General features: G+C 63.8%; 23 protein-coding genes and 1 tRNA gene. 10 read left to right on the forward strand and 14 right to left on the reverse strand.

Translation table 11 applies throughout. The features are described from left to right. Positions 1–262 precede the first annotated feature (262 nt). Positions 263–1,288, forward strand: coding sequence for an alpha/beta hydrolase (locus ABIB06_RS21495; RefSeq protein WP_502916581.1), 1,026 nt, complete (start codon positions 263–265; stop codon positions 1,286–1,288). A 96-nt stretch (positions 1,289–1,384) separates the two neighbouring features. On the opposite strand, the gene ABIB06_RS21500 is transcribed toward ABIB06_RS21495, so the two are convergent. Further along, positions 1,385–1,459 (reverse strand) — tRNA-Glu (locus tag ABIB06_RS21500). 57 nt (positions 1,460–1,516) lie between these two features. After that, positions 1,517–1,861, reverse strand: coding sequence for a hypothetical protein (locus tag ABIB06_RS21505; RefSeq protein WP_354052551.1), 345 nt, complete (start codon positions 1,859–1,861; stop codon positions 1,517–1,519). Here ABIB06_RS21505 and ABIB06_RS21510 point away from each other — a divergent pair. The 3 genes from ABIB06_RS21510 (at position 1,860) to ABIB06_RS21520 (ending at position 4,515) form a co-directional block, all read left to right on the forward strand. Further along, positions 1,860–2,867 carry an RluA family pseudouridine synthase gene (locus ABIB06_RS21510; RefSeq protein ID WP_354052549.1) on the forward strand — a complete coding sequence of 336 codons (1,008 nt, stop codon included), beginning with the start codon at positions 1,860–1,862 and terminating at the stop codon, positions 2,865–2,867. The genes ABIB06_RS21505 and ABIB06_RS21510 overlap by 2 nt on opposite strands. A gap of 219 nt (positions 2,868–3,086) precedes the next feature. Then, the gene (gene rpoH / locus ABIB06_RS21515; RefSeq protein ID WP_247339355.1) at positions 3,087–3,986 is read left to right on the forward strand and encodes an RNA polymerase sigma factor RpoH; all 900 of its coding nucleotides are present in this window, start codon (positions 3,087–3,089) and stop codon (positions 3,984–3,986) included. Between the two features lie 187 nt (positions 3,987–4,173). Further along, positions 4,174–4,515 carry a hypothetical protein gene (locus ABIB06_RS21520; RefSeq protein ID WP_354052547.1) on the forward strand — a complete coding sequence of 114 codons (342 nt, stop codon included), beginning with the start codon at positions 4,174–4,176 and terminating at the stop codon, positions 4,513–4,515. A 4-nt stretch (positions 4,516–4,519) separates the two neighbouring features. Here ABIB06_RS21520 and ABIB06_RS21525 read toward each other — a convergent pair whose 3' ends face one another. From ABIB06_RS21525 to ABIB06_RS21540, 4 genes are all read right to left on the reverse strand, one after another. After that, entirely contained in the window at positions 4,520–5,158 is a 639-nt protein-coding gene (locus ABIB06_RS21525) for a peptidoglycan recognition protein family protein (RefSeq protein WP_354052545.1), read from the reverse strand. A 37-nt stretch (positions 5,159–5,195) separates the two neighbouring features. After that, positions 5,196–6,407, reverse strand: a complete 1,212-nt coding sequence (locus ABIB06_RS21530; protein ID WP_354052543.1) for a GGDEF domain-containing protein — start codon at positions 6,405–6,407, stop codon at positions 5,196–5,198. A gap of 588 nt (positions 6,408–6,995) precedes the next feature. Next, a complete protein-coding gene (locus ABIB06_RS21535; protein ID WP_354052542.1) occupies positions 6,996–7,607 on the reverse strand; it encodes a LysE family translocator in 612 nt (203 codons plus the stop codon). A 55-nt stretch (positions 7,608–7,662) separates the two neighbouring features. Then, on the reverse strand, positions 7,663–8,037 hold the full coding sequence (locus tag ABIB06_RS21540) for a response regulator (protein ID WP_247441517.1): 375 nt from the start codon (positions 8,035–8,037) through the stop codon (positions 7,663–7,665). Between the two features lie 132 nt (positions 8,038–8,169). Here ABIB06_RS21540 and ABIB06_RS21545 point away from each other — a divergent pair, with 132 nt between their 5' ends. After that, on the forward strand, positions 8,170–9,000 hold the full coding sequence (locus tag ABIB06_RS21545; RefSeq protein ID WP_354052541.1) for an SDR family NAD(P)-dependent oxidoreductase: 831 nt from the start codon (positions 8,170–8,172) through the stop codon (positions 8,998–9,000). 63 nt (positions 9,001–9,063) lie between these two features. On the opposite strand, the gene ABIB06_RS21550 is transcribed toward ABIB06_RS21545, so the two are convergent. Next, positions 9,064–9,870, reverse strand: a complete 807-nt coding sequence (locus tag ABIB06_RS21550; protein WP_354052539.1) for a lytic murein transglycosylase — start codon at positions 9,868–9,870, stop codon at positions 9,064–9,066. A gap of 582 nt (positions 9,871–10,452) precedes the next feature. Between ABIB06_RS21550 and ABIB06_RS21555 the strand changes: the two genes are divergently transcribed. Beyond that, positions 10,453–10,689 carry a hypothetical protein gene (locus ABIB06_RS21555; RefSeq protein WP_007596614.1) on the forward strand — a complete coding sequence of 79 codons (237 nt, stop codon included), beginning with the start codon at positions 10,453–10,455 and terminating at the stop codon, positions 10,687–10,689. 107 nt (positions 10,690–10,796) lie between these two features. Here the strand turns inward: ABIB06_RS21555 and rpoD are convergent, their stop codons facing one another. Continuing rightward, positions 10,797–12,947: an RNA polymerase sigma factor RpoD gene (gene rpoD, locus ABIB06_RS21560; RefSeq protein ID WP_247339343.1), complete on the reverse strand. Its 2,151-nt coding sequence runs from the start codon at positions 12,945–12,947 to the stop codon at positions 10,797–10,799. Positions 12,948–13,325: 378 nt separating this feature from the next. After that, positions 13,326–15,368: a DNA primase gene (gene dnaG, locus ABIB06_RS21565; RefSeq protein WP_354052536.1), complete on the reverse strand. Its 2,043-nt coding sequence runs from the start codon at positions 15,366–15,368 to the stop codon at positions 13,326–13,328. 332 nt (positions 15,369–15,700) lie between these two features. On the opposite strand from dnaG, the gene ABIB06_RS21570 reads away from it, so the two are divergent. The 3 genes from ABIB06_RS21570 to ABIB06_RS21580 all read left to right on the forward strand — a co-directional run bounded on the left by ABIB06_RS21570 (position 15,701) and on the right by ABIB06_RS21580 (position 16,931). Further along, positions 15,701–16,027 (forward strand): BrnT family toxin, encoded by a 327-nt coding sequence (locus ABIB06_RS21570; protein WP_354052534.1) that lies wholly within the window; start codon positions 15,701–15,703, stop codon positions 16,025–16,027. 34 nt (positions 16,028–16,061) lie between these two features. Beyond that, positions 16,062–16,283, forward strand: a complete 222-nt coding sequence (locus ABIB06_RS21575; protein ID WP_456664613.1) for a BrnA antitoxin family protein — start codon at positions 16,062–16,064, stop codon at positions 16,281–16,283. Positions 16,284–16,367: 84 nt separating this feature from the next. Beyond that, positions 16,368–16,931, forward strand: coding sequence for a chlorite dismutase family protein (locus tag ABIB06_RS21580; protein WP_354052532.1), 564 nt, complete (start codon positions 16,368–16,370; stop codon positions 16,929–16,931). Here the strand turns inward: ABIB06_RS21580 and ABIB06_RS21585 are convergent. Together ABIB06_RS21585 and ABIB06_RS21590 are read right to left on the reverse strand one after the other, a co-directional pair. Then, the gene (locus ABIB06_RS21585) at positions 16,928–17,326 is read right to left on the reverse strand and encodes a gamma-glutamylcyclotransferase family protein (RefSeq protein ID WP_354052530.1); all 399 of its coding nucleotides are present in this window, start codon (positions 17,324–17,326) and stop codon (positions 16,928–16,930) included. The genes ABIB06_RS21580 and ABIB06_RS21585 overlap by 4 nt on opposite strands. A gap of 45 nt (positions 17,327–17,371) precedes the next feature. Further along, positions 17,372–18,283, reverse strand: coding sequence for a transglutaminase family protein (locus tag ABIB06_RS21590; RefSeq protein ID WP_354069957.1), 912 nt, complete (start codon positions 18,281–18,283; stop codon positions 17,372–17,374). Between the two features lie 92 nt (positions 18,284–18,375). Between ABIB06_RS21590 and ABIB06_RS21595 the strand changes: the two genes are divergently transcribed. After that, the gene (locus ABIB06_RS21595; protein ID WP_354052526.1) at positions 18,376–19,182 is read left to right on the forward strand and encodes an N-formylglutamate amidohydrolase; all 807 of its coding nucleotides are present in this window, start codon (positions 18,376–18,378) and stop codon (positions 19,180–19,182) included. 81 nt (positions 19,183–19,263) lie between these two features. Here ABIB06_RS21595 and ABIB06_RS21600 read toward each other — a convergent pair whose 3' ends face one another. From ABIB06_RS21600 to ABIB06_RS21610, 3 genes are read right to left on the reverse strand one after another with little or no spacing between them, the layout of a single operon-like run. Continuing rightward, complete coding sequence (locus ABIB06_RS21600) at positions 19,264–19,884, reverse strand: LysE family translocator (RefSeq protein ID WP_354052524.1); 621 nt, start codon at positions 19,882–19,884, stop codon at positions 19,264–19,266. A gap of 45 nt (positions 19,885–19,929) precedes the next feature. Continuing rightward, the gene (locus ABIB06_RS21605; RefSeq protein ID WP_354052522.1) at positions 19,930–20,472 is read right to left on the reverse strand and encodes a hypothetical protein; all 543 of its coding nucleotides are present in this window, start codon (positions 20,470–20,472) and stop codon (positions 19,930–19,932) included. A 2-nt stretch (positions 20,473–20,474) separates the two neighbouring features. After that, positions 20,475–21,920: an LVIVD repeat-containing protein gene (locus ABIB06_RS21610; protein WP_354052520.1), complete on the reverse strand. Its 1,446-nt coding sequence runs from the start codon at positions 21,918–21,920 to the stop codon at positions 20,475–20,477. Between the last annotated feature and the right edge of the window lie 58 nt (positions 21,921–21,978).

A 21,978-nucleotide genomic window follows, 5' to 3' on the forward strand; every position in this document is an offset into this window, starting at 1 on the left:
TCGCCCATTGGGCGTCAGTCAAAACGAATCGGTCCATCCCAAGCTTGAATCACAACCAAGCCCCGATGAGAATCCTGAATCCCAACAGACCCTAGGACACTGTCACCCGTGACTCATCATCGCGCATATCGGTCTGAGGCAGGTGATGGGTTTCGCGAGAGCTCAACCCATCCTACGAGCTGCTCCGCCGTCTTCTCGCCCCCATTGTCATTCAAGGAGCTTAGTGGGGCGTTACGGTGGGCGAAGTTCCCAAAGGTTCCGTGTGATCATCCAACGTCTCCTGCAACGCGACTCCGGTCATTCTGTTTCGCGCCGCGCTCTGCTCGGCGGATTTGTGTCGGCGGGAAGTGCCCTCGCGCTCGGCGGATGCGCCGGCCTGGGTGCGACCGGCGCGCGCTTCGATGCATCGTCGCTCTCCATTGATCCAACCTTGCTCGTCGCCACCACGCGCAAGCCCGTGAACGGCGCTCGCACGAAACCCTGGTTCGGCCCGGAGCGCGCGACCAACATGACGGTCGCGCGGGCGAAGCTGGGGGCGCCGGACGAGAGCCGACTTTCTCTCGCCTCGGTCGGACTTGGCGATTGGCGCCTTGACCGGGTCGAACCGGTGTCGGTCGACGTTGGCGATCTCGTTGCGCAGGCCGGCGGCGGCGACGTGCTGATCTATGTGCACGGCTTCAAGCAGACATTCGAGACGGCGGTGCTCGACGCCGCCCATCTCTCCGACGGGATCAAGTTCCGCGGCCGGACCATGGTGTTTGCCTGGCCGTCCAAGGCAGGGCTGTTCGATTATGCCTATGACCGCGACAGCGCGATGTGGTCCCGCGACGATTTCGAGCGCGTGCTCTCTGCGCTGGTGTCGGCTCCAGGCACCGGCCGCGTGCACATCGTTGCGCACAGCATGGGAACCATGCTGGCGCTCGAAAGCCTGCGTCAGCTCTATGCGCGCTACGGCGACACGGTGACGGGCAAGATCGGCGCGGTGGTGTTTGCCGCGCCCGATATCGACATGGACGTGTTCTCGTCGGCGATCCACCGCATCGGTCCGCTTGCCGGCAAGATCACAGTGATCGCCGCGACGAACGATCGCGCACTTGCGCTGTCGGGACAAATCGCAGGTGGAATGACCAGGGTCGGCGCCGCCGAGAAGGCCGTCATCGCGCAGCTCGGTGTGCGCGTGGTCGATGCCTCGCAGGAAGGCTGGGGCCTCATCAACCATGATCTGTTTCTGTCGAATGCGGAAGTGCAGCGGGTGATCCGCCGCTCGATCGACGGCACGACCGCGTGAGAGGGCGCGCCCGCGCCGAGCTTGTTCCTGCGTACGCTCGTTGCGGCTTCAGGCGGCAAAACGGCCGGGTTTGGACTGCCCAGTCTCGTACGCGAATGGCGCTCCCTAGGGGAATCGAACCCCTGTTTCAGCCTTGAGAGGGCCGCGTCCTAACCGCTAGACGAAGGGAGCGTGAGGGTTAGCCAATAACCTCGAAATTTGTCCGCCGCAAGGACCCGAACGGGCCTTTTACGGCTCATTGGCAAATTTCAGCTTTCCGGCCGGCTTCAAGGTGTGGGCGTCGAAGGTGCGGATCTCGGTGACCCCGCCGATATCGAGCGTGACCACGAGCCGGTCGCCGGCGATCCCGGTCGAGACGATTTTGGATCCCTTCGGCAGGGTGGCAATGACGTCACCTGCCGGCTCGGGTGCCCTTCCCTCCGACTTGAAAAGGCGGTAGCCCACCGCGATCAGCACGGCGCAGATTGCCAGCGCCGTGGTCAACCCCGCGATCAGCATCATCCGCCGCACCCGCGCGAAAATCGCGGCCTGCTCGGGACTCGGTTCGGGAACAGCGGTATCAGACGTCGTCATGGAAAATTCAGGCTCTGCGCAAAGGTTGGAGGTTGTCGTCACCGGCGACGAGGACTCGACCCGGCTCGACCGCGTGCTGGCGGCGCACCTCGCCGACCTGTCGCGATCGAGGCTGAAAGCCCTGATCCTGGCGGGCGCGGTGAGCCTCAAGGACGCCGCGATCCGCGATCCCGCTTATCACGTCGCATCCGGCGATACGATCACAATCGACGTGCCGGAAGCAGTCCCGCCGGAGCCGAAAGGCGAGGATATCGCCCTCGACATCGTGTTCGAGGACGACGACATCGTCGTCCTCAACAAGCCCAGGGGGTTGGTGGTGCACCCCGCGGCGGGCCACGAGACCGGCACGCTGGTGAACGCGCTGATCGCCCATTGCGGAGGCTCGCTGTCGGGCATCGGTGGCGTGCGCCGGCCCGGCATCGTGCACCGGCTGGACAAGGACACCACGGGGCTGATGGTGGTCGCCAAGAACGACCTCGCGCATGCCTCGCTCACCGCGCAATTCGCCGATCACGGCCGCACCGGGCCGATGCGGCGCGGCTACATGGCGTTCGCGTGGGGGCTGCCCGGCCGCCATCGCGGCACCGTTGATGCGCCGATCGACCGCCACCCGCATGCGCGCGAGAAGATGGCGGTGCGCCAGGGCGGCCGCGAGGCCGTGACGCATTGGGAGCTTCTGGAGAGCTTTGCCGGGCGGGACGGCAAGCCGATCGCGGGCCTGCTCGCCTGCGAGCTCGAGACCGGGCGCACCCACCAGATCCGCGTCCACCTCGCCCATATCGGCCATCCCCTGCTGGGCGACGGCGTCTACGGCCCGCACTTCAAGACCAAGGCGAACCAGCTCGGCCCCGAGTCGCAAGCAGCGCTGGCCGCCCTCGGACGGCAAGCCCTGCACGCTTATTTGCTGGTATTGGAGCACCCCAGGACTGGAGAATTACTCCACTGGGAGACGCCGCTGCCGGAGGATTTGCTTCTTCTCCAGGGGGCCTTGAAAGCGGCGCTATGACGCAGGCAATTTCAGAAAACCCTTACCTTACAAAAAGTTATAGCTGCCACACGGGGACGTGACGTCAGTAATCCTTCCCTTTTTGCCCCCCGATGGGGTATATTGCGTTTGCGTTGGAAATGACCAACGCGGAACATCGCAGCTACGACCGGCTTTAACAAAGCGGTCGTCTGCCTGGCCCGCCGCTATCGGGGGCCTGAACCTTTGGAGGGCTTAACTATGGCCCGTACCGCTGCACTTCCGGTCCTTAATGGAGAATCCGGCCTTTCCCGTTACCTCGGCGAAATCCGCAAGTTCCCGATGCTGGAACCCCAGCAGGAATACATGCTCGCCAAACGCTGGCGCGAGCACGACGATCGCGACGCCGCACATCAACTCGTCACCAGCCATCTCCGGCTCGTGGCCAAGATCGCCATGGGCTATCGTGGCTACGGCTTGCCGATCTCCGAGGTCGTCTCGGAAGGCAATGTCGGCCTGATGCAGGCGGTGAAGCGGTTCGAACCCGAGAAGGGCTTCCGTCTCGCCACCTACGCCATGTGGTGGATCAAGGCGTCGATACAAGAGTACATTCTGCGTTCCTGGTCGCTCGTGAAGATGGGCACCACCGCGAACCAGAAGAAGCTGTTCTTCAACCTACGGAAGGCGAAGAGCAAGATTTCCGCGCTGGACGAAGGCGATCTGCGCCCCGACCAGGTGGCAATCATTGCCAAGCGTCTCGGCGTCACGGCTCAGGACGTGGTCGACATGAACCGCCGCCTCGGTGGCGACGCGTCGCTCAACGCTCCGATCCGCGACGACGGCGAAGCCGGAGAATGGCAGGACTGGCTGGTCGACAATTCGCCCAACCAGGAAGCCATGCTGGCCGAGCACGAGGAATATGATCACCGCCGTGACGCCCTCAATGGCGCCATGGGCGTGCTCAACCCGCGCGAACGCCGCATCTTCGAGGCCCGCCGCCTCGCCGATGAACCGATGACGCTGGAAGACCTTGCCGCCGAGTTCGGCGTGTCGCGCGAGCGCGTCCGCCAGATCGAGGTCCGCGCTTTTGAAAAGGTGCAGGCCGCGGTCAAGGGCACGATCGCGAAGGCCGAACAGGCTGCGCTGGAAGCGGCGCTCTAAGCGAGGTTGCTCCGGCGCCAGAGATTGGCGGATCGACAAGAGACAAAAAGCCGGCGGCAACGCCGGCTTTTTTGTGTGTGAGGTGCAGCATGTTCTTGGAGACGCGGGCCAGGCACCTTGAACCCGCACTGCCGGTCGGCCGACCAAAAACATCGGACCGACAGCATCAAGAGAACGGACACGCACCGTGTCGATCATTTTGCAATCTACCGTGGGCGGGTTTTCCGCCCAGTTCATGCGCAAGTTGCCGCTGGTCGAGCAGGCGATGCGCGACCACGGCCTCGAGCCGTCGGAGTTCGTGATCTCGAAGGACTACGCCTCGACCGCGACGATCCCGATCATGGGCCCGTTCTTCTTCAATTACAGCGTCTTCTTCGGCGAGGAAGAATTCACCGTCACCGAGCCGAACGACATGGTGTTCCTGGATTACTTCATCAAGCGTGTGCTGGCGGCGGATGAACCGCCGCAATTGCCGCGGCGGCCGGGATTGATGCGGCGGCTCTTTGGATGGATGTCGGAGCCGGTGTAGCTCGTCACTCGCCCCTAAATTCTTTCCCCCAAGTCCTCGCCAGCGTCGCGAGCCAGCAGCCTTCGCAATAGCGCGCGTCCTTGTAGTCGATCCAGTTGTGCGCATAGACGTGGTCGAGCGGGATGCCGTAGCGCGCGCGCAGGATTTGGACGAGGATCTTCCACGCCGCGACCTGCGTCGCGGTCGGGCCGGTCGTGACGTCGGGATAGTTGCCGGCGAACTCGACGCCGATCGAATTGTCGCGCACCACCTGGCGATAGGTCGGCTTGTTGTCGATGTATTTGTTGTCGTTGCGGTTGGCGCCGTCGCCATGGGTCGGCACCAGATTCTCCGCCACCGCCCAATAGACCGTGCCGTCGGTTTCGACCCACAATGTGACGCCGCGACGCGTGGGATTCTTCGATTGCGCCTCGGCGCCGCCGCGGGCCGAGCCCGCCGGCCCCTCGGTCTGGTGCACGATGATGTTGCGCCATGGTCTTGCGTTACCGACATCGCCCCATGGCGCCAGCCACACGATTTTCAGACCGGGAATGTCGGGCGTGCCGGAGGCGCGCGCGAGTTTGGCCAGATCGGCGTCGGTTGCGTCTGCGGGCGCGATCAGAATGAGAGCGGCGAGTATGGCCGCGAGCAGGCGGGAGATCATCGTGCGGGTCCAATGCGGACCAGACATTAGCACGCCCTTACGCGAATTTGCGCAAGGCCTCGCCTGGACCGATCGGCTCAGGCAGGAGCGGCGGCGCCGGCTCGTAGACGGCAAAGTCGTTTTTGCCGTTCTTCTTGGCCGCATAGAGCGCGTGGTCGGCATGCGCGATCAGGCGGTCCGGAAATTGGCCGATGCCGCGATCCCACTGCGCCAGCCCGATCGAGATCGCGATCGGAATGTCGCCCCCGGTGCAGCTGACGGCATCCTGACGACAGACCTCGAGCACGCGGCGGGCGATCGCGGCCGCCTCGCGCAAGGACGACGACGGCAGCACGACGCAGAATTCGTCGCCGCCGGTGCGGGCGAGCATGTCGCCCGGCCGCAGCCGCGTTTGCGCCATCAGGGTGAAGTGCTGCAGGCAGGCATCGCCCGCGGCATGGCCATGGGTGTCGTTGATGGTCTTGAAGCCGTCGAGATCGATCACCAGCAGCGAGAACGGCTCGCTGCTGCGCTCCGAGCGGGCGCATTCTTCACCCAGCCGCTGCAACAGATGCCGCCGGTTGGCGACACCGGTGAGATCGTCGAGCAGCGCGAGGTCGGCCACCTCGTTGCGCAGGCGGTCCATCGCCATCAGCAGGAAGCCGAAATTGAGCGTCATCGACAGGAACAGCAGCCCCAGCACCATGACCGCATGAGCCTGGCCGCCGGCGCTCGCCGAGAAATCGCCGCCGAGCAGATTGCCCACCGTGCGGACCGCGAGGATCGCGATAATGACGAGGATGACGATGCCGGACAACCGGGCGCCCGGGCTGACGCGGCCTTCCGGCGGCGCCAGCAACAGACGCAGCGACAGCACCAGCGGCAGGCCCTGACCGAGCGTGTAGCAGAGCATGCGCAGCGGCATGTGCTCGAAGCCGACCATGAAGAACACGACGCCGGCGAGGCTCAGCGCTCCCGCCGAGGTCATCATGCGCCACGAGACCGGCCGGTGATAGAAGCGTTGGATACCCATGGCGGCAAGGCAGCTCGCCGCGATGACGCCGGCCGCGCCAAGCAGAAGTGGCAGCGGAGATGCGATGAACAGGCGGATCAGGGCCGTCATCGCGCCGGTCGCACCGATGAAGGACGATGCCATCCAGAACCGCGCGGCGGCGAATTTCGGATAAGAGCGCGTCACATAGGCCCAGATCAGGCCGAGCGCCAGAAAGTTGACGACGAACACCGTCCAGAGTGTCGGCACGTTCAGCATGGCGCGTGCCGCACGCGCAGTGTCGTGCCCTCCGTCCCTGGCAGCCGTCCGTCCATGACCCCGTCCCCGTTTTCTTGCGGGCAACAATGCGGCCGTCGCGCTTAACGGAGTCTCACTGCAAACTTTAAAAGCATGCCTTTGGTTTTGGATTCATGAACGGCCGGCGCGGTTGTCGGATCGTTAGGCATGTCGGCCGCGATGATGCTCCGACGCCGCAATGCGGATTCAATAACCAAAAGCGCCCGGAAATGCATCTGAGCTGTGGATAACGCGATGACACGGATGTGACAGCGCGGGGCATATGGGCGCGAATCTGCTGAGCTTGTGATCGAGGATGTTGCGAGGCTGGCCCTCCGCCGAGCATCCCTCGTGTCGCGTTTCACCATTAACCCTGAAGAGGATCCTATGGCTAAGAAAGCGAAGAAGGCGAAGAAGGCGACAAAGAAGAAGGCCAAGAAGGCAGCGAAGAAGAAGTAACGAGGCTTCTTATTTTTTGCCCGGGTGGAGTTCGCTCCGCCCGGGCTTCGGCAGAGGCGAGAGATTGAAGGCGGCGGGCGCGAGGCCCGCTTTTTTATGGGGTGAAGAAAACTACCGCTCGGCGAACGCGAGCTTGGCGCCAAGTGCGGCGAAGCCGGCGGCAAAACTCCGCCGCAGCCAGGCCATGACGCGCGGACGGGAGATGACGTGCTCGCGCACCGAGGCTGCGCAGAGGCCGTAGACCACGAACACGGCAAACGTCATCGCCATGAAGGCGCCGCTCAATTCCAGCATCTGCGCCAGCACATGACCCTCGTCCGCGGCGATGAACTGCGGCAGGAAGGCGAGGAAAAAGATCGACAGCTTTGGATTGAGGATGTTGATCAGGAAGCCGGTCACGATCACACGGCCAACCGAACGCTCGCGGATCTCGCCGTCGACCGCCAGCGCACCGGTCTCGCGTAGCGCCTGCCAGGACATGTAGAGCAGATAGGCGACGCCGCACCATTTCAGCGCGGTGAAGGCGAGCGCGCTGGTGTGGAGCACGGCGGCGAGCCCCAGCATCGCGGCAATCATGTGCGGCACGATTCCGAGCGTGCAGCCGAAGGCGGCCGCGATGCTCGCGCGCGAGCCGCGTGTCAGCGCGGCGGCCAGCGTGTAGAGCACGCCGGTACCGGGCGAGGCGACCACGATCAGCGAGGTCAGCAGGAAAGACAAGGTCATGCACGGACCCTATCACCGCATCTCGGGGCAAGAAAGCCGGCCCGCGGGATCGCCGTCAGGACAGCTGCGCGAGCTCGGCCTCGCGGAGCACGTCCAGCGGCGCCCATGGCTTGGCCCAGAACTTTGCGCCGTTCGGCAAGGGCTGCATCAAGGGGCGGCCGGAGGTGACGACGATGTCGAGCTTCGGATTTCGGTCCTTGGCGACGTGCGCGAGCTCGACCCCGTTCATGCGGCCGGCAAGCTGGACGTCGGTCATCATCAAGCAGAGCGCGCCGGCGCTCTCGTCGAGCACAAGCTCGGCTGCTTCGGCGCTCTCGCATTGAATGACGTCGTAGCCGCTTTCTTCGAGAAGAAGACTGAGCATCTCCCTCTGCATGAGGTCGTCTTCCACAATCAGTGCGGTTGCTCGAAATGGCTTTGCTTGTCCCATTGGCGGCTCCCAATGCTGCCTGTCTGTCTCTATCAAGTAACGTAGGTTAAGGTGGGAACAGCCATGCGGTTCAGTTCCATTATGAAAAAATGTAAATCATAGTTCCGCACGAGGGGCTTGATTGGGGGATTCATGACTGCGATTCGCGGCGCCGCCGCCATCACGGGAGCGGCCTGCGGCATCGGCCGCGCGCTGGCGATCGAGCTTGCGCGGCGCGGCTGCGATCTCGCGCTCGCCGATCGCGACGAGGCCGGGCTGAAGACGCTCGCTGCCGACGTTGGGCAAGGACGCAAGGTCAGCCTGCACCGCGTCGACGTCGGCGAGCCCGACGGCATCGCGCGGTTCGCGAGCGAGGCGACAACAACGCATCCCGCGCTCGGCATCGTCGTCAACAATGCCGGCGTGGCGCTGATGGGCTCGTTCGAGGAGATCGACCAGGCGCAGATGGACTGGCTGTTCGACATCAATTTCTGGGGCGTGGTGCATGGCACGCGCGCCTTCCTGCCGCATCTGAAGACGATGGGCGAGGCCCACATCGTCAACTTGTCCTCGATCTTCGGCATCATCGTGCCGCCGGGACAGTCGGCTTATGCCGCGGCGAAATTCGCGGTGCGCGGCTTTTCCGAGAGCGTGCGGCACGAGCTTGCGATGGCGGGAAGCCCTGTCAAGCTGTCGGTCGTGCACCCCGGCGGCGTCGCCACCGCCATCGCGCGCAATTCGCGCACCGGGGTCGGCGTCACCGACAACGCGCGTCGGTCGCAATCGATCGAGCGGTTCGAGAACGCGGCAAAGACCACGCCGAAGGACGCCGCGCTGCGCATCATCAAGGGCATCGAGAGAAACGAGCCGCGCATCCTGATCGGCAACGACGCCCGCTTCATGGATCTGTTGCAGCGCTTCCGTCCGGGGACGTACTGGGCGCCGTTGCAGCGCAAGCTGGAGAAGATGGCGAAGGGGAGCTAGCCGCGTGGTCCGCCGCCTCACTTTCAACGTCGTCCCGGCGAAGGCGGAGAGACATCACGCCCCTCACTGCCCCGCCAGCCGATCGGCAAAATACCCGATCGTCTTGCGATAGATCACCGCCCTGTTCCATTCGCGCATCGCCTCGAAATTTGCGGTGCCTTCGCCGTAGGGCTGGCCCATCTTGAAGCCGCTGGTGTGGAGCAGGTTCGCGGTCGACGCGAGCACGTCGGGGACGCTGTGGCGGAGATCGACGTGGCCGTCGCCGTCGAAATCGACGCCGTATTTGATGTAGGAGGACGGCAGGAATTGGGTCTGGCCGATCTCGCCGGCATAGGCGCCGATCAGGTCGCGCAGCGGCAGGTCGCCGCGCTGCACGATCTTCAGCGCCGCAAGCAGCTCGCCCTGAAACAGATCCGTGCGGCGGCAGTCATGCGCGAGCGTCGCCAGCGTGCGGATCACGGGCAGCTTGCCGATGTCGCCCTTGCCGAAATCGCTTTCCAAGCCCCAGATCGCGACCAGGATATAGCGGGGCACGCCGAATTGCTGCTCGATGCGCGAGAGCAGCGCGGCATGGCGCTGCAACAGCGCCTTGCCGCCATTGATGCGGCCGGGGCCGACCCGGGTCGAGACATACTGCTCGAAACTCTTGTTGAAGGTGTAGCGCTGGCGCCGGTCGAAGGCGAGCACCGCGCCATCCTGGGCCACCCCGCTGAGCGCCGCGCTGGTCACGCCCGCCGAGACGCCGGCTCCTTGCGCTTCCGCGGTCATGCTGGCGACGAAGCTGTTGAAGTCGCCGCCGCAGCGCGCGGCCTGGGCCGATCCGCTGGCCAGACAGGCAATGAAGGCGATGGCCAAAGCGGGTCTCGACATACGGGAAAATCCTTTGAAGAATGAGCGCGAAAGCGGCACGCGATCATGCCCGGGAACCGGATTCGCGTCAAAGCGGCAAACCTCGCCAGAACCGGTCGCATCTTGGCTGCGACAAATGAAATGCGCTCGCCACTTCTGCGCATCGACGGGAAGACGCGCAGGCCAACGCGCTTTCTACATAGTGCACACAACGCTAGCTGCGTTGCGGCAGCGCGATAGATGAACAAACATTTGCTCATCGAAGCAGTTCGTTTGGGAACTCATGAGCGTCGAAATCCGACGCATGTCTGATCCGCCGGCTGCGACATCGACACCGCCCTGATTTGCCTTGCCATGGCGTGGCGCAGCCTATAACATTCTATTATAGGTTGTCGCCCCGCCAGCCCCGGGCGACACTGAAGACCAAAAATAAACGGCGGGCTTCGCGGCCCGCCGTTTATTGAGGAAGGGTCTCGGCAGACGGCAAGAGGGCGCCCGGCGCCCCGCCGGCAAAACGATTTCATTCGCGCGCGGCACCCCGCTCCGCGTGAATACGGGCAATTCACCATTTGACTGCGGCGCCCTGATCGACGACAAGCCGCCATGGCCAAAAAACCTGGAACCAATCCCAAAGGCGAATTCGCCTTTTTCAACGTCTTCTATGAAGACGGCTCTCAACGGTCCAACCGGCGCGTGCCCGCCGAATTGCTGGGCGGCCTCGACGGCGACGAGCCTGCACGCGCCTTCATTATGGAGCAGGACCGCGAGATCGCCGAAAAATCCGGCCGCCCGGCGCTTGAGATCAAGAACCTCGAGCGGGTCGGCGCGAAGAAGAAATAGACTCCGCTCGCGCGACACGTAGAGCATCGGCACGAACAAAAACGGCGGGCCTCAGCCCGCCGTTTTCGTTTGGATGGATGCCCGGATCGAGTCCAGGCACGCCTGAACTAGTTATCCAAAAAGCTCCGCAGCTTCCGCGACCGCGACGGATGCTTCAGTTTGCGCAGCGCCTTCGCTTCGATCTGACGAATACGTTCGCGGGTCACCGAGAACTGCTGGCCGACTTCTTCCAGCGTGTGGTCGGTGTTCATGCCGATGCCGAAGCGCATGCGCAGCACGCGTTCTTCGCGCGGGGTGAGCGAGGCGAGCACGCGCGTGGTGGTCTCGCGCAGGTTCGACTGGATCGCGGCATCGATCGGGAGGATCGCGTTCTTGTCCTCGATGAAATCGCCGAGGTGTGAATCCTCTTCGTCACCGACGGGGGTTTCGAGCGAGAGCGGCTCCTTGGCGATCTTGAGGACCTTGCGGACCTTCTCGAGCGGCATGCCGAGCTTCTCGGCCAGCTCTTCCGGGGTCGGCTCGCGGCCGATCTCGTTGAGCATCTGGCGCGAGGTGCGCACGATCTTGTTGATCGTCTCGATCATGTGCACGGGGATGCGGATGGTGCGCGCCTGGTCGGCGATCGAGCGGGTGATCGCCTGCCGGATCCACCACGTCGCGTAGGTCGAGAACTTGTAGCCGCGGCGGTACTCGAACTTGTCGACGGCCTTCATCAGGCCGATGTTGCCTTCCTGGATCAGGTCGAGGAACTGCAGGCCGCGGTTGGTGTACTTCTTGGCGATCGAGATCACGAGACGGAGGTTGGCTTCCACCATCTCCTTCTTGGCCTGGCGTGCTTCGCGCTCACCCTTCTGCACCGAGTGCACGATCTTGCGGAACTCGATGATCTCGAGGCCGGTCAGCGCCGCGAGCTGATGCACCTCGTGGCGGAGGTCCTTGATCCGGTCCTTCTCGTGATGGACGAAATTCTTCCAGCCCTTGGCCGACAGCTTCGAGACACGATTGAGCCAGCGCGGATCGAGCTCCGATCCGGTGTAGTTGCGCAGGAAGTCTTCGCGCCCGACGCCGTGGCTGTCGGCAAGGCGCATCAGGCGACCCTCATGCGAAACGAGGCGTTTGTTGATATCGTAGAGCTGCTCGACCAGACTGTCGATACGCGCCTGGTTCAGGCGCAGCGACTTCACCTCGACGATGATCTCGTCCTTGAGCTTGCGGTATTTGCGCTCCTGGTGCGGCGACAGCGAGGGACCATGCGAGGTGCTCTCGAGCTGGTTCTGGATGTCCTGTTCCTGAAGCTTGCGCAGCTTCTTGTAGCTATCGGCGATCTTGTCGAAGATCTCGACGACCTTCGGCTTGAGCTCGGCCTCGATCGCCGCAAGCGACATCTGGTTCTCGAACTCGTCATCCTCGTCCATATCGGCTTCGGCGGCGGACTCCGCGGGATCCTTCGCGGCTTCGCCGGCATTGCCGGGCGCAGGCGCGGCGCGGAACGGGGTCGGCGACGGCGGTGCGGCGGGCGGGGCGACATGCGCGGGCGCGGCGCCAGTGACCTGGCCGCCTTCGGCCGAAGCTTCACCGGTCTCACCGCTGGGACCGGCGATCATCGCAGTGTTCATGCCGGCCTTGGCTTCGGGCCCGGCATAGGTCGCTTCGAGATCGATGATGTCACGAAGGAAAATCTTTCCTTCGTTGAGCTCGTCGCGCCAGATGATGATGGCCTGGAAGGTCAGCGGGCTTTCACAGAGGCCTGCGATCATCGCCTCGCGGCCAGCCTCGATGCGCTTCGCAATCGCGATTTCGCCTTCGCGCGAGAGCAGTTCGACGGTGCCCATCTCGCGCAGATACATGCGCACGGGATCGTCGGTGCGCTCGCCCGGCTCGCTCTTCTTGACCTCGGTGACGGCCTTCTGGGTGACTTCGACGAGCTCGTTGTCGGTCTCGTCCTCGCCGCCCTCGTCCTTGTCCTCCTCGCCTTCGCTATCGTCGGCTTCGGTGACATTGATGCCCATGTCCGAGAGCATCGACATGATGTCCTCGATCTGCTCGGGCGAGGTCTGGTCGGACGGCAAAACTTCGTTGAGCTGATCGAAAGTCACGAAGCCGCGCTTCTTGGCCTGCTTGATCATCTTCTTCACGGCCGCGTCGGACAGATCGAGCAACGGCGAGGGCGCGTCCTGGGAGTCCTTCTCCGGCGCGTCCGCTGCCTTGTCGTCTTTTTCCTTGTCCTTCGCCTGCAGCGTCTTTGCCTTGGTGGCCATCCATTGCTCCTAAACGCGTTTCACACAGACGTTCGCCGCGCCCGCGTGAAATCACTTGAACCTGTTGCTCGCTGCTCTCGCTTCGTCAGATCTCGACACGGAAAGGGCGGCGCGAACCTCTTTTCGCCACCCCCGACCTTATCTCTCGCCGGATTTGCCTAACGCTTCGTAGAGCCTCTTTGTCGCAGCGGATGCAGGTGTAGTGCCAACAGCAATTGCGCGGATTCATTCCTGACGCGTCTGTTCTGCCTGCGGCCGCCTGGTGGCCAAAGTGCTACAAGACCGTTAAGCCTCGATTAACCCTGTTTTTGCCGCCAAACCTCGGATTTGGCGAGTCTTTTAGCGGTCCCGGCCGCGGCCGTCCGCATGATTCTTTCATCACACGCTCTTCTGGAACCGGCCCGACAGCTCGCCAAAACCCTCGATCAGGGCTTCGGTGCCGTCGACTTCGCCTATCCGAGCCTTGACGTCACGCAGCCACGCCATACTGGCCTCGCTGGAATCCTCCCCCAAGGCCAGCTCGGCGTCTTTCAGCTCTCTAAGTAGTGAATGCCACTGCCGATGCAAGGCAACCAGCTGATGCCAGGTGGAGAGAACGTCGTCCCGTGCGGCGCCCTCGCGGGCGCCCCACACCGCCGCGGTCGTGATGCTGTCATCAACCCTTTGAATAACCTGCGAAAATCCGCCCTTCTCGAGGTCGCCGCGCATCTTTTCGGCCTGCTCGCCGGGGTCCGGCGAGTGGTGATGGTCGTTGGCAAAGGCGGCGATGATGCCGGCCCTGAGCTTATGGGCCTCGGGATGGGCGAATTCCAGGGCCGCGACCTCTTCGAGATGGTCGTGCAGCAGCCAGGGGTGGTTGATCAGGCTCTGCAGGATCAGGGCTTCCCGGCGCGAGATGGCGCTGCGCTGGCTGCGCATGATCGGGCTTGCCGCCAGCTGGGCGCTCGCCGCCTGGTAGGGCCCGGAGGGCAGCTGGATGGGACCGGGCGGGCCTCGGCGGCCTCCACCAAATCCTTGGCCGCCAAGTCCTTGGCCACCAAATCCCTGGCCGCCGAATCGATTCGCGCTTCCGCCACCGCGGGGCTGGAACTGGCGACCGCCGGGGCCGGGGCGGAAATTGCCACGGCCGCCAAAGCCGCCGCGTCCGCCGTCGGGGGCAAAGGCGCGCTGGAGCCGCTCGGCAAGATCCTGCCGATAATAGCGCCGCACCACCTCGTCGCGGATGCCGTTGGAGAGATCCTTGATGCGCGCCTCCAGCGCGGCGCGGCGCTCGGGCGTTGCGAAATTGCCGCCTTCGAGCTCGCGCGACCAGATCATCTCGGCGAGCGGACGCGCCGCCGCGATCACCTCCTCGATGGCGCCGCGGCCGCCTGAGCGCACGAGATCGTCGGGGTCCTGCCCTTCCGGCAGCAGCGCGAACCGCAGGCTCTTGCCCGGTGCGAGGAATGGCAAGGCAAGATCCGCCGCACGATAAGCCGCCTTCTGGCCGGCGCGGTCGCCGTCGAAGCAGAGGATCGGCTCGTCCGCCATCTTCCAGAGCAGCGCGAGCTGGTTTTCCGTGAGCGCGGTGCCGAGCGGCGCCACGCTGCCGGCAAAGCCCGCAGTGACCATGGCGATGACGTCGACATAGCCTTCGACCACGACCAGGGCGCTGCCGTCATGGGTGGCTTTGCGCGCCGTCTGGTGGTTGTAGAGATTGTCGCCCTTGTGGAAGAGCGGCGTCTCCGGCGAGTTCAGGTATTTGGCCGGAACGTCCTTCTCCAGCGCGCGCCCGCCGAAGGCGATGACGCGGCCGCGCAGATCCGTGATCGGAAACATCACGCGATCGCGGAAGCGGTCATAGGGCACCGGGATGTCGTCGCCGGCCACCAGCATGCCGGCCTCGACCATGTCGTCGACGGAGACGCCGAGCTTGCCGAGATGCTCCTTCAGCGCAAAGCGATCGGGTGACGCATAGCCCAGCCGAAACTGCAATTGCGTCGCGGGCGAGATCGCACGGTCGGCGAGATAGCCGCGCCCCTTGGCGCCGACACGTGAGGCCAGCGTCTCGGCATAGAACTTTGCCGCGAGATCCATCACGTCATGCAGCGACTTCCGCCGCTGCTCGTGCCTCGCAGCATCGGGCGTCACCGCCGGCAGCGGCAGGCCCGCCATGTTGGCGAGCCGCTCCACGGCCTCGGCAAACGGCAGGCCGTCGGTCTCCATCACGAAGCTGATGATGTCGCCGTGCTTGCCGGAGGAGAAGTCGTGGTAAAAACCCTTCTGGTCGTTGACGAAAAACGACGGCGACTTCTCTTGCTGGAACGGCGACAGCCCCTTCCACTCCCGCCCCGCCTTCTTCAGCTTGACGCGCTTGCCCACGACTTCGGAGACCGAAAGCCGGGCACGCAGCTCGTCGAGGAATTGGGGCGTGAAGCGCATGGGCTCTGGGTCTAGCGCGAATCAGCATGAGTCAGGGTGAAGGATCAGGGATATAGGTGCGACAGGGCTAGAAGTCAGGTTTCTCCGGGTTATGCAGGTTATTCGACCTATGCACAGGGCAGAAAATCTCTCACGCAAAGGAATGCCCCCGGAACCCCTAGACTGTTCTCGACGAGCAAACAGCTTTTGACTTTTTCCAGTGGAATCCGAAATCGTTGACATCCGACGATTACGTTTGTATATACAGAAAACGATGAAGTCGCGGCTACGGCTTCAGACGTCATGGCAAACCTCATGCGCGGCAAGATGCGGTGTCATTTGGATGATTTGCCATGACGGAAGACTTGCAGCTGCTGTTCGCAGGCGTTCGCGACTTTGGATGGGATCCGAAGAAGCGCGCGTCCAACCTGCGGTTTCACGGAATCGACTTCGAGGACGCGCGCGGAATTCTCGACGGCTACACCTTCATCCGCCGGTCGGATCGCAATGACGAAGTCAGGTACCAAATCTTCGGTTACGTCGCCGGGCGGGAAGTCGCGGCAGTCTGCGCGATCCGCGGGGCGGTCTGCCGGTTCATCTCGGTCCGGCGCGCGCGCGAAGACGAACGAAAGAAATATTATAACCGTTTCAAGGGACTTCCCAAGGAAGGGCAAGACTGACTGGGCTCGCGTCGACGCACTGACCGACGAGGACATCGCCAAGGCCGTCGCCAATGATCCCGACGCGGCGCCGATTGACATCGATTGGTCGGATGCCGTGCTGGTGATACCGCCGAAAAAAAAGGCCATCTCCATCCGCGTCGACGAGGATGTGCTCGACTTCTTCAAGCGCGATGGCGAGGGCTATCAGCGGCGCATGAATGCGGTGCTGCGCTCCTACATGGAGCAGAAGTCGAAGCCGAAGAAGCGGGCCTGATCCGGGCAAATCCCGTAGAGATAAATCCCGTAGAGATAATGACGAGCCACTTGAACCCGATCCGGTTCCACGCTTCCATGGGACATGTTCAGGACCTTTCGAGGCGGCCAGAGCGGGGGTTGGCGCATCACCTCGATTTCGCCCGTGACGGGCGAGCCCCTCGCCTTCATGCCGGCGCTGTCGGTCACGGATAGCGAGGCCATCTCGTTGCCGCTGGTGCCCTCGCGCAATGCCTGGCGGCTGGTCGGCGTCGCGAGCACGCTGCGCTACACCGAGCGCGCCGAAAAGCAGCAGCTCATGTCCGTGCAGGCGGGCCTTGGCCGGCCGGAAGCAACCAGCGCGGCGCTGATCCCGATCCGCAAGTCGCAGGCCTGGTGGGAGTTGACCCAGGAAGAGCGCCGCAGGATCTTCGAAGACAAATCGCACCACATCGCGAGCAGCCTGCGCTTCCTGCCTGCGATCGCGCGGCAGCTCTATCATAGCCGCGACCTCGGCGAGCCCTTCGATTTCCTGACCTGGTTCGAATTCGCGCCCGCGCACGCCTCGCTGTTCGAGGAGCTGGTGGCGATGCTCAGGCGAACCGAGGAGTGGACTTATGTCGAGCGCGAGGTGGACGTGCGCGCGGTGAAGGAAGTGCTGTCGGCTTAGTGTTGAAGAAAACGACCGGTCTCGATGCGCAGCAGATCGGTGACCGGCCAGTTGTAGATGTAGGTCCAGGCCGGTGCAGTCGCGCCGTCCGCGCCTGTCACCTCGACCAGCTTGCGCAGATATTCGGTAGGCTCAGGAAAGCCCTCGCCGCAGGCCTCGTACATGTCGAGCTCGCTCAACAGCTCGTCCGGCACGTGAAGGCGAAAGAGCTCGCCGTGCACGATGTCCGAGGCCGCATCCGACAGCAACAGCCCAGGATAATGCTTCACCAGGATGAGCCGGCCGCGGCAGGTCGCTTCACTCAGGAAATCCGCGTGGCCCGCAAGCAGCCGCGCCATCGGATGGTCGAAGCCGCGCATCAGCGTGCCGTAAACGAAAAGACGATCGGAGGTCATGGCCTTCTATAACCGTCAATCAGCGGCATGCAAATCGCAGCAGATCTACGAAACTTCCGCCTTCAGCTCCCGGCCGCTGCGCTGCTCGTCCGACACCACCCTGATGTTCACTTCCATGACGTCGAAGGCATCCTGCGAGCCAATATAGGTACCGTGCAGCGGGATCGCCTGGCGCGGGTCGCGGGCGACCGCAACGCGGATGAGGTCGCGGGTGCCGACGATGCCGTTGGTCGGATCGAACTCGATCCAGCCCGCGGTCGGCAGATAGACCTGCACCCAAGCATGCGTCGAGCCGCCGCCGACATGACGTTGCGCGATGTTTTCAGGCACGAAGATGTAGCCGGAAACGAAGCGCGCGGCGATGCCGAGCCGGCGCAGCGCCTCGATCATGAACAGCGCATAATCGCGACAGGTGCCGGTGCCGGACTGCAAGGTGTCGAGCGGATGCTGGGTGCCGGGCTCGTGGCGCTTGCGGTACTTGAACTGCTTGCGGATGGCGTGCGTCATGCCGCTCAGGATCTTGAAGGTCGGCGTCGGCGCGTCCTCGTCGAGAAAACCGCGCGCCCATTCCGAGAGCTCACCATCGGGATCGGCATAGTGCGGCGTCGTGTACTGGACCAGATCGGGATATTCCTCGTCGTCATAGACGAACGGGTAGAAGTAGGCCGCATCGTCCGCCGTCAGCGCGAACTCCTCCACCGGATTGTGTTCGACGGTGACGGACCAATCGAAGGTCAGGCAATCCGTGCGCTCGTCGAAATCGGCGATCGCGACCGAATTGCCGAACACGTCGTGGATCCAGCGCAGCGACATCGGCTCCGGCGAAATCTCGAGCTGAGAATCGAGCACGCGCAGATCGTGCCCGTCGCGCGGACGCAGCATGATCCTGTGCTCGCCGAACGCCACCGAGCGCTTGTAGCGATATTCGGTCTTGTGATGAATCGTCAGCAGCGGCATCGTCAGGCAATCATGGTGATGTCAGGCGGACCAATCTATAGCGATTCCCGTCCGATTTTTCGGGGTGACTGCTTTTTCCATAGGCAATCTGGATGGCTTTAGACACAATCAACGCGACCGATCAACTCCTCGGCGGGGGTGACATTCCGCCAGTGCATGAGGTGAATGCGCAAGCAACATCGCCCTTTTTGCTCACTTCGGATCACTACGGACGGATTTTGCCGCGCGCGCTCGGCGACCTCGGCGTCACTGAGGCCGAGCTGACGCGGCACATCGCCTGGGACATCGGCATCGCCGGCGTCGCCGATCGGCTGGCAAAAATGCTCGACGCACATCTGATCGCGCAGCCCTATTCGCGGCTGGTGATCGATTGCAACCGCCCGCCAGCCGCCGTCAGCTCGATCCCCGTCATTTCCGAAGCGACCGCGATTCCGCGCAACGAAGGCATCTCCGAGGGCGAGCGCGCCGCGAGGCACCGCGAGATTTTTGAGCCCTATCATCACCGTATCGATGCCGCGATCGACCGCCGCCTGCACGACAAGCGGCCGACGGTGCTGGTGTCGCTGCACAGCTTCACGCCGGTCTATGCGGGCGTCGCCCGTCCCTGGCACATCGGCGCGCTGTATAATCGCGACACCGTGCTGCCGCATCTGCTGCTCAGGCACCTGCGCAGCCAGGGCGATCTCGTCGTCGGCGACAACGAGCCCTATGCAGTGAGCGACCTCACCGACTACACCATCCCTGTTCACGGCGAGGCCCGCGGCCTCGTCAACACCGGCATCGAGATCCGCCAGGACCTCATTGCCGACCAATCCGGCCAGCAACAATGGGCCGAGCGGCTGGCAAGGATTTTTGCGGAGATCGAGGTGGAGCTGAGGGCGGAGCGGCTGGTCGATTAGCCCCGCGTCGCAACGATATCCTCGCCGATCGAGATGCGTATCGCCGCCGCAAAGGGTTCAGGGCCAACCGGCCCGATGGAGCTATTTCGCCCTGGTCAGCGCCAGCCAGATGCCGCCGCCGATCATGAAGCCGCCGGAGACGCGCGACATCAGCCGCGTGCGGCGGGCCGAGAAAAATTTCCGGGCGCGCCCGGCCGCGATGGCGTAGAGCGCATCCGTCATCGCAGCGGTGACCATGAAAGTCGCCCCCAATAGCGCGACCTGCGGGAAGCGGTCGCGGTTCATATCCATGAACTGAGGAATGAAGGCGCCGAAGAAGATCAGCACCTTTGGGTTCGACAACAGCACCAGGAAACCTTGCAGGAAGAACCCGCCGCGCGGCGGCGCCGGCGGCTGGTCGACATCGACGCCCTCGACCGGCGCCCAGATCAGCTTGACGCCGAGCCAGATCAGATAGGCGGCACCGGCAAAGCGAACCCAGTCGAACCAGTAGCCCATGGTCGCCATCAGCGAGGTCAGGCCGACCGCGACGATGCCGATGACGATGGCGAGGCCTACTTGCGCGCCGGCGACATTGGTCAGCGCCGCACGCGTGCCGTGGCGCAGGCCATTGGCGATGACGAGGGTGACGATGGGACCCGGCAGCAGCGCCAGCGCAATGCAGGCGGCGACGAAGGCGAAATAGGCTTGCATGGACATCATGGGGAGGACTCGCTGAGGGCAGTTTGCGGCATTAATGCATGGCACTCACTTTCCGTCCAGCGCCGCCATCACCCACGTCTTGATCTCCTGGGTTTCGAGGAACGCGAGTGCCGCGCGCTGCATCACGCCTGCTTCCCCACGTCCCTGCGTCGCTGCAACGAAAAGATCGCAGCGCCGCGAGACGGCGATGCCGATTGCGGCATGACGAGCGCCGTCGGGCATATCCAGATCATAGCGCCTGGCGCGGCCGTGCATCGCTCCGACGCCCACTTCCTCACCCGGCGCTACGGCCGCAAAGCGCGGACTGATCAGATCGATATCGGCGACACGATCCACCTCGTCGTCGTCAGCGACACCGCGGTCGCAATTGCAGAAGCCGCGTTTCGCGCGCAGGTACAGCTCAGCGCCGGCGCAGGCGCCATCGCAACGAAACGCGCGGCCGGCGGACCAGCCGTCGCGGGGGAACGGCCAGGCGATCTCGCGCCAGCGCGCTGTCTCTTCCGCCGGTGCCGGCGCGAGCTGATAGGCCCCGACACCGGACGCGCCCAGCGCAAACACCACAGCTGCGATCGCCGCCCCGCGCCGCATCGTCAGGTCTTCGGCAGACCGGCCGCCGCGCGCGCGGGTCCGGTCAGTTCGAGAATGTGCAGGCCGGTATTGGCACGATCGACGATGTAGACGTAGCCACGATCGTCGGTCTCGACATTGTTGGTCTGGATCGCGACCTTGCAGCGTTCGCCGCCCTCGATCGGAATGCAGCGTTTGTCGGTCGCGCTCGTGATCGACGGAATGAAGTAACCGACTTCCTTTGGATGATAGGGATCGCGGATGTCGAGCGCGCGCACGCCGGCGTTGAAGAAGGCGATGAAGGCCATCTTCTTGTAATAGACCGGCGCCATGCTTTCGTTCGCCGAATGCGAGCCGAAGCGCCCGCCGCGCCGGCAGAACTGTCCGCTCGCCTCCGGCACGGTGTAGCTCGAGATCATCATCGGCCGCGTCTCGGTGGTGACGTCGGCGAACCACACCATCTGCCGCGCCTCGCCGCATTCATTCAAAATCGCCTCGTCCACGATCATGACGATGTCGCGGGTCTTGCCGTCCTTGTCCTCGGCAAATTCCGCGACCGGCATGTCGAGCATCGGAAACGTGGTATGCGCGCCGTTGAAGGCCGACATCGGCATGCGCGAAATCTCGGGAAAGCGCAGATTGTCCGGCGTCGGCTCCTTCGGCCCGTTCAAAAGCTTGTCGCGATCGACGATCTGCAGGATGCCGCCCTTGTTGGTGCCGTAGCCGAAATAGACGCGATTGCCCTGCGGCCCCGTCGAAATCGGCCCGTGCAATTCGGTGGGCACCGCGCCGGTCGAACCGGGCTCCTGACCGGGCAAGCCAAAATCCCTGATCTTCTGCGGATGCGCGGGATCGCTGAGATCATAGACCTGCGTCATGCGCCGCGTGCGCCAGTCCGGCGCGCCCGAAACGAGGAAGGCAATGCCGGTGTCGCACTCCCACCAGCTCTTGTGCGTGTCCTTCAGGCCGTCGATGCGCGTGACGAGCACCGGGCTTGCGGGATCGGCGACGTTCCAGATCTCATGCGCCTGGCTGCCGAAGGTGCGCAGCATGTAGACGGCGTTGGGATCGCCCTTCGGCAACGACTTGCCGTCGCAGATGCGCACCATTTGCGCGCCGCCGGATTCATACTTGCCCTCCTGCCCCGGCAGGTGCCGCAAATATTTCGGGCGCGCGGGATCGGTGACGTCGACGATCGAGGTACCGTTCGGTTCGGCCTGCCCGGTCATCGGATTGACGGGAGCGGGCACATCGTCGGTGCCGCCGTGATGGCCGATATAGGCGATCCAGCGGTCGCCCTGGTGATGGATGGTCGGCTGATAGGCGCTACGCGCCTGGAGGTCGCTCGCACCGACCAGCTTCATGTTGGAAGCTTCGGGCGGCGCGCCGATGGTCTGCTTCTGCGCATGTGCCGCGGTGCTGCAGGCGAAAAAGACGAGGCCTGCGGCAGTCAAGACGCAACGGAACATCGAAGTCCTCCCGGAACCAATCTACGTTGGCTGAGATTTAATTCTAGCACAGCCATTT

It is taken from the genome of Bradyrhizobium sp. LB8.2, assembly GCF_040548035.1.
Classification (GTDB): domain Bacteria; phylum Pseudomonadota; class Alphaproteobacteria; order Rhizobiales; family Xanthobacteraceae; genus Bradyrhizobium.